General features: G+C 30.8%; 12 protein-coding genes. 10 read left to right on the forward strand and 2 right to left on the reverse strand.

What is annotated here, in order from left to right; translation table 11 throughout:
• The first annotated feature begins 18 nt into the window (after positions 1-18).
• From CX675_RS02375 to CX675_RS02390, 4 genes are all read left to right on the forward strand, one after another.
• Positions 19-1,968: a LysM peptidoglycan-binding domain-containing protein gene (locus tag CX675_RS02375; RefSeq protein WP_130733618.1), complete on the forward strand. Its 1,950-nt coding sequence runs from the start codon at positions 19-21 to the stop codon at positions 1,966-1,968.
• Positions 1,969-1,972: 4 nt separating this feature from the next.
• On the forward strand, positions 1,973-2,377 hold the full coding sequence (locus CX675_RS02380) for an OsmC family protein (RefSeq protein WP_130733619.1): 405 nt from the start codon (positions 1,973-1,975) through the stop codon (positions 2,375-2,377).
• A gap of 59 nt (positions 2,378-2,436) precedes the next feature.
• Positions 2,437-3,153, forward strand: a complete 717-nt coding sequence (locus tag CX675_RS02385; protein WP_130733620.1) for a hypothetical protein — start codon at positions 2,437-2,439, stop codon at positions 3,151-3,153.
• An 86-nt stretch (positions 3,154-3,239) separates the two neighbouring features.
• Positions 3,240-3,467 (forward strand): DUF3820 family protein, encoded by a 228-nt coding sequence (locus CX675_RS02390; RefSeq protein ID WP_130733621.1) that lies wholly within the window; start codon positions 3,240-3,242, stop codon positions 3,465-3,467.
• A gap of 48 nt (positions 3,468-3,515) precedes the next feature.
• On the opposite strand, the gene CX675_RS02395 is transcribed toward CX675_RS02390, so the two are convergent.
• Positions 3,516-3,884, reverse strand: coding sequence for an RDD family protein (locus tag CX675_RS02395; RefSeq protein ID WP_130733622.1), 369 nt, complete (start codon positions 3,882-3,884; stop codon positions 3,516-3,518).
• 299 nt (positions 3,885-4,183) lie between these two features.
• On the opposite strand from CX675_RS02395, the gene CX675_RS02400 reads away from it, so the two are divergent.
• The 3 genes from CX675_RS02400 to proC all read left to right on the forward strand — a co-directional run bounded on the left by CX675_RS02400 (position 4,184) and on the right by proC (position 8,847).
• The gene (locus CX675_RS02400) at positions 4,184-5,797 is read left to right on the forward strand and encodes a CTP synthase (RefSeq protein ID WP_130733623.1); all 1,614 of its coding nucleotides are present in this window, start codon (positions 4,184-4,186) and stop codon (positions 5,795-5,797) included.
• Between the two features lie 209 nt (positions 5,798-6,006).
• Positions 6,007-7,884 (forward strand): membrane protein insertase YidC, encoded by a 1,878-nt coding sequence (gene yidC, locus CX675_RS02405; RefSeq protein ID WP_130733624.1) that lies wholly within the window; start codon positions 6,007-6,009, stop codon positions 7,882-7,884.
• A gap of 162 nt (positions 7,885-8,046) precedes the next feature.
• The gene (proC, locus tag CX675_RS02410) at positions 8,047-8,847 is read left to right on the forward strand and encodes a pyrroline-5-carboxylate reductase (RefSeq protein ID WP_130733625.1); all 801 of its coding nucleotides are present in this window, start codon (positions 8,047-8,049) and stop codon (positions 8,845-8,847) included.
• Between the two features lie 62 nt (positions 8,848-8,909).
• On the opposite strand, the gene CX675_RS02415 is transcribed toward proC, so the two are convergent.
• Positions 8,910-9,902, reverse strand: coding sequence for a fasciclin domain-containing protein (locus CX675_RS02415; protein WP_130733626.1), 993 nt, complete (start codon positions 9,900-9,902; stop codon positions 8,910-8,912).
• 150 nt (positions 9,903-10,052) lie between these two features.
• On the opposite strand from CX675_RS02415, the gene CX675_RS02420 reads away from it, so the two are divergent.
• From CX675_RS02420 to CX675_RS02430, 3 genes are read left to right on the forward strand one after another with little or no spacing between them, the layout of a single operon-like run.
• Entirely contained in the window at positions 10,053-10,811 is a 759-nt protein-coding gene (locus tag CX675_RS02420; RefSeq protein ID WP_130733627.1) for a toxin-antitoxin system YwqK family antitoxin, read from the forward strand.
• 1 nt (position 10,812) lies between these two features.
• Positions 10,813-12,000, forward strand: a complete 1,188-nt coding sequence (mnmA, locus tag CX675_RS02425) for a tRNA 2-thiouridine(34) synthase MnmA (RefSeq protein WP_130733628.1) — start codon at positions 10,813-10,815, stop codon at positions 11,998-12,000.
• Between the two features lie 6 nt (positions 12,001-12,006).
• On the forward strand, positions 12,007-12,948 hold the full coding sequence (locus CX675_RS02430) for a calcium/sodium antiporter (protein WP_130733629.1): 942 nt from the start codon (positions 12,007-12,009) through the stop codon (positions 12,946-12,948).
• Positions 12,949-12,982 lie beyond the last annotated feature (34 nt).

The raw sequence follows: 12,982 nt of genomic DNA on the forward strand, positions 1-12,982 counted from the left end.
ACAATTTAATACCTAATTATGAGAATTTTTAAGCTTTTAATTTTATTCTTTGTTTTTACTGCTTGCGCAGCAAAAGTAAAACAAGATAATTTCTTAAGACATAATGTAGCCAAAGGCGAAACAATATATCAGATTGCCAGAAAATATCAGGTTACTCCTTTTGATATTTACAGATTAAATCCAGATGCAAAAAACGGTATCGAAGAAGGTCGTGTACTATTAATTCCAAATGGATCTTCCAAAGTTACTTCGGTAAAAACGGAAACAAAAAATATTATACATGAAGTTAAAGCAAGAGAAACTTTATATAGTATTGCTAGAGAATATGAAGTAACGGTTCCGCAATTACAAGAATGGAATGCCGAATTATTACAAGATGGTTTAAAAAAAGGACAAGAAATTATCGTTGGAAAAGAGGCATTACCAGTTAATGAAAATTATATAGAAGTTCAAAATACAAAAAATACAGTTGAAACTTTTTCTCATAAAGTACAACCACAAGAAACATTATATGGTATTTCTAAAAAATATCATATTACTATTGCAGATATTATTGCACAAAATCCAGAAGCTAGTGATGGTTTAAAAGTAGGTTCAGTTTTAACATTGAAAAAGAAATCTGAAAAAACAGTTACAGAAATTAACCATGAAACAAACCTTTACACAGTTAAACCAAGACAAACTTTTTATAGTTTAACAAGAGAACTTAATATTTCCAAAGAAGAGTTAGTTGCTTTAAACCCTGAATTAAAGGAAGGTTTAAAAGAAGGTATGATTTTAAAATTACCTGGTGCATCAAACTCAAATACAAATACAGATGGAATCACAAATATAACGGATAATGGAGTTGCAAAAGATACCCTCATATTCGAAAAAAGAGTGAGAAATTTACAGAACTCAGTAAATAAAAATAAAAAGAAAAATTTAGTACTATTATTACCATTTAATCTTAGTAAAGTAGAATCAAATTCTTCTTCTTTCAAACAAACCTTAAAAGAAAATCCATTATTAAATTTATCTTTAGAATTTTACTCAGGTGCAATAATGGCAATCGATTCTGCTAGAGTATTAGGATTACCAGTTAATGTAAAGATACTCGATGTTGAAAGCTCAAGAACCACTTCTAATATAGCAAAATTAATTTCTGATAATGATTTTTCTAATGTAGCGGCAGTTATTGGACCTTTTCAAAATTCTCATGCAGAAAAAACAGCCGAATTGTTATTAAAAGATAGTATTCCAGTGATTTCTCCATTGTCTAAAGAAGTAGGAGCTAAGTATCCTAATTTATATAATGCCGTACCTTCTGAAGAATTTATGATAAAAAAATTATTTGAACATTTTAAAGCAAATAATGGTAATGTTGTAGCCGTGGTAAGTGCTAAAAAAGGTTCTACAAAAGAATTTTTAGAAAGCCGATACCCCGAAATTAAATTCCCAGGTTTCAATGCAAAAGGAGGTGTAGATACAGATCAATTAAAAATATTTTTACAAAAAGGGAAAAAAAATTATGTGATTATCGAGTCTGAAACAACCGCACAGATTTTAAATGTAACCAATTTCTTAAATAAACTGCAACCTGAATACGATATTCAATTAGTAGTACTAAAGTTATACGATACGTTAGATTTTGAAGAAATACCAATGACTAATTTAACGGAACTTAATATGTTGTTTCCGTCAAACAGAAAAGAAATTGAAACTGATACAGATAAAGCTTTTGCTAATAAATACAAAAAAGAAAACGGAACATTGCCAAGTGCTGCAGCTGCAAAAGGATTTGATATTACATGGGATACTATTTTGAGAATTTGTCAGGAAGAAGGCTTTGCACAATCGGTCAAAAATTATAAAACAGAATATTTTGAAAACACTTTCGATTATGTAAATTATAATGGAAACATTATTAACAACGGAGTGTACTTATTGTATTACGATACAGATTATACAATTAAAACAGTAAAATAAAAATATGCCAACTTCAAAAATAACTTACCTAGGAGAACTGCGCACCACTTGTATTCATTTGCAATCAGGTAATGAAATTATAACAGATGCACCTACTGACAATCACGGAAAAGGGGAAGCTTTTTCACCTACCGATTTAGTCGCAACAGCTCTGGGAAGTTGTATGGTGTCTATCATGGCTATAAAAACCAAAGATTTAGATGTCGATTTGAAAGATTCTACTATTTTGGTTACCAAAATAATGCAGGCAGAACCTAGAAAAATTGCCAAGATAATTGTAGAATTAAACATGGCTATTGCAACTTCAGATAAGAATAAAACGATCTTAGAAAGAGCAGCCATGACTTGTCCTGTTTTATTGAGTTTGCATCCAGATATTGAAAAGGAAGTAACTTTTAATTGGAAATAAATTCACGTTTAAATATAACGGACAACACAATCATTAGAAGTTTTATACTGATACTTTTAATGATTTTTATTTCCTGTAAAAAAGAAAAGCAAATAGAGGTTGAGCATAAAATTGAAATTACCAATGCAGCTTTAATTAATAATGAACTAGAAACTTCAGAAATTGATTCCTCTCTGCTTAGTTTTGATTCTATAGTGTTTGATAATAACACGTTTTATCTTGAAAGATTAGATAATCATTTTTGGAAAGATAAGAGTATTCAAGATTGTAATTTTATTCTTTTTAACTCAAATCATGATACGCTTTACAAGCATAATGGATTAACTAGTGGGTATGAAATCAAAGATTTTAATGAAGATGGATTTATGGATATTCAAATTGATTATATAACAAATGTTCCGGGAATAAATGATATTCTTTTGTTTGATACTATTAACCTAAACTTTAGACTAGTCAAAGATTTTGATTATTATCCATATGCGATTAAAATTCAAGGAACTGAATATTATTATTCATATCATAGAGCAGGATGTGCTGATTTAAATTGGGAAAGCGATTTATTTTATATCCAAAATTTTGAATGTTTTAAAATAGGAAATATTTCTGGTAGAGGTTGTGATGGAGAAGAAAGAAATGGAATTATAATTTCAAAAATAAAAGGGAATAAAAAAATGGAGTTAGAATATATTAAACGTGATGTTGGATATTATGGAGATAAATGGGAATCTATTGACAACTATTGGAAAAAGAATTACAAAAAATTTATTCCAAATTAATTTAAGTTTTCACCTTTCTAACAACCAACAACCAACAACCAACAACCAACAACCAACAACCAACAACTAACAACTAACAACTAATTTTGACCCCAAACGAACAACTCATAAAATTGGCTCATGCCACCATGCCATTTGGGAAATATAAAGATCGATTTTTAATTGATTTACCCGAATATTATATTGTTTGGTATGCTAATAAAGGATTTCCTAAAGGACAATTAGGTGAACAATTGCAATTAGTATATGAATTAAAACTAAATGGCTTAGAAGAAATGATTCGGAATATTAGAAGAAATTTTCCAAAAAAATAAAAGCTCCAATTTTTGGAGCTTTTTTATTATGATATTTAGTAATGAATTTTAAACATTAACTACTTTTGTTTTTGCGATATTATCACCTAGTCTAGGTTTGTCTATCAAAACTAAGATAGCATCCACTAAGGGAATTAATAGCGTTACATTTCTTAATATACTCGTAACAAAGTCTCCATTTAACGAAGTTCCATCTTCTTTAACAGCTTTGTATTTCATTACTTTTTTTCCGATACTTTGCCCGCCAAATAAAGCATCTCTTAACAAAATATAGGCAAGATAAGCTAACCCACCGATAGATACTAAAAAGGTTATACCAGTTGCTCCATAAAGAAAAACGCCTAAATAATAAATGACAGAACCAATTATTCCGTCAATAAAAATGCCTAAAAATCTGTTTAATTTTGAAACTTCCATTGTATTTGTTTTAATTGTTTATTATCTCAAATATATAAAAAAAACTTATTTTTTTAACATTTTTGCATGTATAATACTATCTTTTTTTTTGTATCACAAAAAATGAAATAGTTTAGAGTTTAATGTTTCCATATTAATAATATATCATCCACTAAATCTATTAAGTTCAAGTAGCTTTGGTTTCATTTTTTTACAATTACTAAAAAATAAATTTTACGTATTGGAAATTGCCTATTTCATAAATTTAATCGTATTTTTGCCAAGTTTTTTAAACAACTACAACTACAAACCACAACACAATGAATCAAACGAAGTATATTTTTGTTACTGGAGGTGTTACTTCTTCCTTAGGAAAAGGAATTATAGCAGCTTCTCTAGCTAAATTGCTACAAGCAAGAGGGTATCGAACGACTATTCAAAAATTTGACCCTTACATTAATGTCGATCCAGGTACACTTAACCCATATGAACATGGAGAATGCTATGTAACTGATGATGGTGCAGAAACAGATTTAGATTTAGGACATTACGAGCGTTTTTTAAATGTACCTACATCACAAGCAAATAACGTTACCACAGGAAGAGTATATTTATCTGTTATCGAAAAAGAAAGAAGAGGAGAATTTCTTGGTAAAACGGTTCAAGTTGTGCCACATATTACTAATGAAATCAAATCACGAATGCAATTGTTAGGTCAAAGTGGCAATTTTGACATTGTAATTACTGAAATAGGAGGTACAGTAGGAGATATTGAATCGTTACCTTATATTGAGTCGGTGCGTCAATTGTTATGGGAATTAGGTGATGAAAATGGAATTGTAATTCATTTAACTTTAGTGCCTTACCTAGCTGCTGCTGGCGAATTAAAAACAAAACCTACACAGCATTCGGTGAAAACCTTGATGGAAAGTGGAATTAAAGCAGATATTTTAGTTTGTAGAACAGAACATGAATTATCTGATGATTTACGTCAAAAATTAGCTTTATTCTGTAACGTAAAAAAAGAAGCCGTAATTCAGTCTATTGATGCTTCCACCATTTATGATGTACCTAATTTAATGTTGGAAGAAGGTCTAGATAAAGTTACCTTACAAAAATTAGGATTGCCAGAGAAAAACAATCCAGATTTAACACAATGGAATGAGTTTTTACAGAAACATAAAAATCCAAAGCATGAAATCAATATTGGACTAGTTGGAAAATATGTGGAATTACAAGATTCTTACAAATCCATTTTAGAAGCTTTTATTCATGCGGGTGCTGCCAATGAGACTAAAGTGAACATTATTTCGATTCATTCAGAACATTTAGATGTCAAAACGGCAGAAAAACACTTAAAAGGATTAGATGGCATACTAGTTGCTCCTGGTTTTGGAAACAGAGGTATTGAAGGAAAAATAGAAACCGTTCGTTATGCGCGTGAAAATAACATTCCTTTTTTAGGAATTTGTTTAGGAATGCAAATGGCTGTTATTGAATTTGCTCGTACTATTTTAGGATTTACAGATGCTAATTCAACAGAAATGAATGAAAATTCATCTCATCCAGTTATTAATTTAATGGAAGAGCAGAAAGATATTGAAAATATGGGAGGAACCATGCGCTTAGGTGCTTGGAAATGTAGTTTAAAAGAAAATACGTTGGCTAACCAAATTTATGGAACTACAGAAATTATGGAACGTCATCGTCATCGATATGAATTTAATGGAAAATATTTGAACGAACTGGAAAGCGCTGGGCTTATTGCTTCCGGAATCAATCCAGAAACTGGTTTGGTAGAAGTAATAGAGATTAAAAACCATCCTTTCTTTATAGGCGTTCAGTATCATCCAGAATATAAAAGTACAGTTGCTAATCCACATCCGTTGTTTGTGAGTTTTGTGAAAGCTGCTGTAGCATATAAAAATAAATAGAGTTTGAAGCGAATGGCTTGGTAATTGTTGCAATCCATTTTCCCGCTTTACGTTACCATCTGTTTGGATAACAAAAAACATATCAAAGAATATTTGATATTTGATCCAAACAGGATGTTCACTGCAATCGGGGCTATTCCTTTTTCTATTCGATAATTAGTAGTAATATTAATTTCTAGGAGCATTGGCTTATAGAACAAATAATTAAAATGGAAGAAAAAAAGTTTGATTTTAAATCAATTATTGGATTTGTATTAATTTCTGGTATTTTAATGTGGATGATGTATTCAAATCAACCCACACCTGAAGAATTAAAAGAAAAAGAAAAACAAGAACAGGCTAAAAAAGAGCAAGAAGAAAAGCAAGATGTAGTGGCATCACCAGCAACTGCTAGTATCGAATCAGATTCTATTTCTAAAGAGAAAGCAAAAGCGGCTTTAGGAACTTTCGCGTATTCAGCTACTTTACCTTCAGCTAAAGAAGAAGTTACAGAAATAAAAAATGATGTTCTTTCTTTAAAAATAGCAAGTAAAGGAGGTTACATTGTTGATGCAACTGTTTTAGGTTACGACAAATTTCAAAAAAAATCCAATCAACCTGTAAAAATCATCAAAGATAACAATGCTAAATTTGACTTAGCTTTAAATACAACAGATAACAGATTGTTGCATACTTCCGATTTATTTTTTGAACCAAAAGTTTCTAAAGAAGGGGATAATCAAGTAGTAACCATGCAGTTAAAAGCAGGGCCAACACAATTTTTAGAGTATCGTTATGTATTGAAACCAGGTGAGTATATGTTGGATTTTTCTATACGTTCACAAGGTTTAGAAAATGTGATCAATACCACTAAACCAGTTGATTTAGAATGGCAATTGAAAACTTATCGTAATGAGAAAAGTATCTCTTATGAGAATAGATATACAGAATTAGTTTTTGAATATGAAGGAGGAAAAGACGATTATTTAAATGCGGCTAGAGATTCTGAAGATACTGCTGAAGAAGTAACCTATATCGCTTTCAAACAGCATATGTTTACTTCAGTCTTATTAACAGATACTCCTTTTAAATCAGCTAAATTTGTTTCTGACAATTTGGTTGATGATGAAGAGAAAGATACCATTTTCACTAAAAATTTTATCGCTCAAGTACCTTTGGAAGTTAAAAATGGTACGATTAATTATAATATGAATTGGTATTACGGACCTGCTAAATATCAGATTTTAAATGATTATGATAGAAATTTAGATGAAATTATGCCACTTGGTTGGGGAATTTTTGGTTGGATTAACCGCTATATTTTTATTCCTGTATTTGGATTCATCTCAAGTATAGGTATAGGATATGGTTTTGCCATTATTATATTTACTATCTTGGTAAGATTAGTTATGTCTCCAGTAACTTATAAATCATATGTTTCTCAAGCTAAAATGAAAGTACTTCGCCCAGAAATTGCGGAATTAAACGAAAAGTACAAAGATAATGCAATGAAGAAACAACAAGAAACGATGAAGCTGTATTCAAAAGCAGGAGTAAATCCTATGGCAGGATGTTTACCCGCTTTAATGCAAATGCCTGTTTTTTACGCTTTATTTCAATTCTTTCCATCGATGTTCGACTTAAGACAGAAAAGTTTCCTCTGGGCAAATGATTTGTCATCGTATGATAGTATCTATGAGTTGCCTTTCCGTATTCCTTTATATGGAAGTCACGTGAGTTTATTCCCAATTTTGGCATCTATTGCGATTTTCTTTTATATGAGAATGACAACAGGTGATCAACAAATGAGCGCACCTACACAAGAAGGTATGCCAGATATGAGTAAAATAATGAAGATTATGATTTATATTTCTCCGTTAATGATGTTATTCTTCTTTAATAATTACGCGTCTGGTTTATCATTATATTATTTTATCTCTAACTTAATTACTATTGGAATTATGTTAGTAATTAAAAATTATATTGTAAAAGAGGACAAGATTCACGCTCAAATACAAGAAAATAAATCAAAACCCAAAACAGAAAGTAAGTTCCAAAGAAAAATGAGGGAAATGATGGAACAAGCAGAAGCACAAAAGAAAAAATAATTGAATACTATTTTTATATACATCCCTATTTTGCTAAATAGGGATTTTTTTTAAACAATAATTTAGAAATTGTTATAAAATAAAGTATAATTTTAAAGTAAATAGATAGCTAATATCTTTAAAAAAGATTATAAAAAGCTTAAAAAAAACAGTTAATACAACATGAAAACTTTAATCATCGGTTATGGAAATATGGGACAAACATATGCTAATAGCTTTGTAAGTTCTCGATTTATCTCAGCTACAGATATAAACATCTTACATCGAAGTAATGTAAGTAACAAAAATAAATTCTCTATTTCAGAATCAAATTTTTATACGCAACCAGAAACTAAATTATTCGATGTAGATATTATTATACTAGCTGTTAAGCCTCAGGATTTTGACACTTTGGCACAACAAATACAATTGTTTGTACATAACGAACATCTTATTTTATCTGTTATGGCAGGAATACCTATGCAAGTTATTCAGGATAAACTAGGTTGTGAAAAAGTTATCCGTTCCATGCCAAATATTCCTACTCAAATAGGCTTAGGAATGACTGTTTTTTGTGCCTCTCCAAAGGTTGATCGCAAAGAATTATTTATTATTCAGAATTTGATAAATACTACAGGGAAATCAATTTATATTGAAAAAGAAACGATGCTGAATGCTACTACAGCCGTTTCCGGTAGTGGACCTGCTTATGTGTTCTATTTTATGAATGCAATGATTGAAGCGGCAATAGATTTAGGATTTTCAAAATCTGAGGCTGAATTTTTGGTAAACCAAACCTTTATTGGAGCCGTACAATTGCAAAACCGAAGCGATTTATCTCATCAAGAATGGATCGAAAAAGTGGCCTCTAAAAAAGGAACTACCGAAGCTGCATTATTACTTTTTAAAGAGCATTATGTTTTGGATTCTATAAAAAAAGGAATTTTTGCGGCTAATAATAGAGCAGAAGAATTAGGGAAATAAAAAATCCCTACTAATAATTCATTAATAGGGATTTTTGTAAGAAATTCAGATAGTTTTTGAATTTATAATGTTGGTTGTAAAACCTTATCTACAGCATGTATCATTCCATTAGCACATTGAACATCAGTTATTATTATATTAGCTTGTGTGGTCGATTGATCTGTTATTTTTGGTGTAGCAGGTGCAGATAAATCAATAGTTATATTTTGTTCTGGATTAGTTATCATTGGTATAACTTGAGCATCAGTTAATGCCGATGATTCTACATTACCAGCAGCAGTAACATGGTACTGAAGTACAGTAGAAACTTGTTCTGGAGTTGCATTTTCAGCAAAACCACCAGAGCCAACAGCAACCGCAAACGCATCATTCGTTGGCGCAAATACAGTTAAAGGATTTGTGTTTGTAGTTAAGGCTGTAGCTATTGCACTTTGATCACCAAAACCGTTTCCATTCGTGTCTGTACTTGTTACTACGGTTACTAATGTAGAAAAATTTGGATTTGCCATGGCATGATCTACAATCGTTGCTAAACCAAGTACTGCATCTACCTGATGAATAACACCATTTGTTGCTAGAATATCTGTAGCAGTTACACTAGCAACTCCATTAATTATCACACCATTTTCAGTATTAATAAATAAGCTGAGTGTATTGGTAGATGAGGCAGAACCTTTACCTAACGATTTTACATATCCTGTGGAAAGATTTGATGATAAATTTGTTCCCATAAGCACATGATTCAATAAGATTTCTTTTAAAACAGGTACTGGTACATCATCTAAAGAAGTGTAATTGTTAGCTGTTAAAAATGCACTAAATGCATCATTAGTAGGAGCAAAAACTGTAAAAGGACCATTTTGGTCTAATGTTTGTACTAATCCTGCTTTATCTAATGCAGCAACTAAATTGGTAAATTGTGGTGATCTAGATGCAACTGCAGCAATACTATTGTTTACTGGGGTTACCACAGTATCATCATCTGTACATGAAAACATCGTTAGAAATGTTGTCGCGATTAAAGTTAATTTGATTAATTTTGCAAAGTTTTTCATAGCTTTTTGTTTTATTGTTTAAACAAATTTAAAAAACTTTAAACAAAATAAAATAGATAAGACAATAAAAATGAAAAATTTAACGTTCAGTTAAAAACTGTTCAACCAATTGATTATAAAAATAATACTTATATATTTTAAATGAGAGTGATGAAATTATATACTGTTTTACTTTTTTCCTTATTGCTTTGTTTTGATGCTCATTCACAAGAACAAACGAATCAAATGGATGCCAATGGTAAAAGGCATGGTGTTTGGAAAGGAGTTCACAAAGAATCTAAAAGACCGCGTTATGAGGGTAAATTTAATCATGGCAAAGAAACAGGTATTTTTAAATACTTTGACGACACTAAAGCGGGTACGGTTATAGCTACTAGAGATTTTTCTAAAGGAGATGGGTCTTGTTATGCTATTTTTTATCATCAAAATGGTAAAAAAGTAAGCGAAGGGTTATTAGTTGATAAATTGCCGCAAGGAGAATGGAAATATTATCATTTTGATAGCGACCAATTATTATCTGTAGAAAATTATAAACAAGGAAAATTAAACGGAATAAGAAAGGTTTTTTACCAAGATGGTTCGCTTGCAGAACATGCCAATTATGTGAATGGTAAATTAGATGGTGTATATAAAAAATATGCTGAAAATGAAACGATACTTGAAGAAGTAAGTTATAAAGATGGTAAATTGCATGGTACTGCATTATATTATGATGGTAAAGGGAATTTAAATGTAAAGGGACAATATAAAAACGATCGCAAATGGGGTTATTGGGAAACTTATGAAAACGGTAAGTTAATTTCAAAAGAGAAAATTTCAAAGGAAACCAGAAAAACATTTCACTTAGAAAAAAATAAAGAAGGTAAAATGGCACCAACAGAATTAAAGCCAAAAAATAAAATTGAATAAAATGAAAAGAGTAGTAGTAGGGTTATCTGGTGGAGTAGACTCTAGTGTGGCCGCTTATTTACTGCAAGAGCAAGGATATGAAGTAATTGGCCTTTTTATGAAAAATTGGCATGATGATTCTGTAACAATATCTAATGAATGTCCTTGGTTAGAAGATAGTAACGACGCACTTTTAGTTGCTGAAAAATTAGGAATTCCTTTTCAAACAGTTGACTTATCTGAACAATATAAAGAGAAGATTGTAGATTATATGTTCAAAGAATATGAACATGGAAGAACTCCCAATCCAGATGTTTTATGTAATCGGGAAATAAAGTTTGATGTTTTTATGAAAATAGCACTATCATTAGGTGCTGATTATGTAGCTACAGGACATTATTGTAGAAAAGGAACTATTGAAAATGAAGGTAAGAAAATATATCAATTGCTAGCAGGTAAAGATGCAAACAAAGACCAATCTTATTTTTTGTGTCAGTTGTCTCAAGAACAGTTAGCAAAAGCATTATTTCCAATTGGAGAATTAACCAAACCACAAGTTAGAGAAATAGCTGCCAAGTTAGATTTAATCACAGCAGAAAAAAAAGATTCTCAAGGACTTTGTTTTATTGGGAAAGTACGTTTGCCCGAATTTTTGCAACAACAATTACAACCCAAAGAAGGTATTATTATTGAAGTTCCCGAAGAGGCAGCTATTTTTAATCAAGAGATTCCAACATTTAATTCAGAAGAAGAATTTTTTGCTTACGAATCAAGAAATAGAGATTATTCTAACGAAATAGGAAAAGCTGTTGGAAAACATCAGGGAGCTCATTATTTTACCAAAGGGCAAAGAAAAGGATTAAATGTAGGAGGAACCAAAGAAGGATTGTATGTCATTGAAACCGATGTAGAAAAAAATATTATCTACACTGGTCAAGGAGCAAATCATCCAGGATTATTTAAAAAAGCACTATTTATAAAAAATGAAGAAGTTCATTGGATACGAGAAGATCTAGCTTTGTTCCCTCATCAAACCATGGAAGTAATGGCACGTATTCGCTATCGTCAACCTTTACAAAAGGCGATTTTGCATCAATTTGAAAATGGAATGTATGTTGTATTTGATGAACCTCAATCTGCTATTACAGAAGGGCAGTTTGTAGCTTGGCATCAAGATGATGAAGTATTAGGTAGTGGAGTAATTTCTTAATTTTTTATGGAAAACATATTTTTTATTATTGCAGGATTAGTTTTGTTAGTTTTAGGAGGGGATTGGTTATTAAAATCTTCAGTAGGATTATCCTATCGATTAAATATCTCAAAAATTATTGTAGGCTTAACAGTTGTCTCCTTTGCTACATCGGCACCCGAAATGATAGTGAGTGTTAAAGCTGCAATGAATGGCTTTCCAGACATCGCATTAGGAAATGTTATTGGTTCAAATATTGGTAATATTGGGCTAGTATTAGGTGTTGTTTTGCTAATAAACGCAATACAAGTAGATCGAAGTTTTTATATTACAGATTGGCCCACTAAAATGATAGCTTCTCTTCTATTATTCATTTTTTTGATTCTAGACGGAGGACTAACAAGAGTAGACGGTTTCTTATTTATGGCATTATTGGTCATTTTTTTAATTATATTAATTAGAAATAACCAAAAAGTGCAAATCGATATTGAAGACACTGCAAAAGAGAAACCAATGCCTTATTTTAAAATTTTAGGATTTTTAGTGGTTGGAGGTGTCGCTTTGTGGGGCGGTTCAGAATTATTAGTAGAGGGAGCGGTTAGTTTGGCGACAAATTTAGGGGTGAGTAAAAGAGTAATTGCTATTACCGTTGTATCTATTGGGACAAGTATTCCAGAATTAGCCTCTTCTATTATTGCAGCCATTAAGAAAGAAAACGACATATCCATTGGTAACATTATTGGTTCAAATATTTTTAATATTTTGAGTGTTTTAGGAGTTACTGCTATAATTCATCCCATAGAAAAAGTAGATGTTCGTATTATTCATCAAGATATATATTGGATGTTAGGATTTGCTTTTATTTTGTTACCAATGGTAGTTTTACCCAAAAGAGGTAGTCTCAGTCTAAAAGAAGGAATTTTATTATTGTTTGCATATGGTGTTTTTTTATATTTCACTGTAATTTAAACCAGCTAAAGTTCAGAATTTCATATATTTGGAT

It is taken from the genome of Flavobacterium sp. J27 (genome assembly GCF_004303025.1).
Classification (GTDB): domain Bacteria; phylum Bacteroidota; class Bacteroidia; order Flavobacteriales; family Flavobacteriaceae; genus Flavobacterium.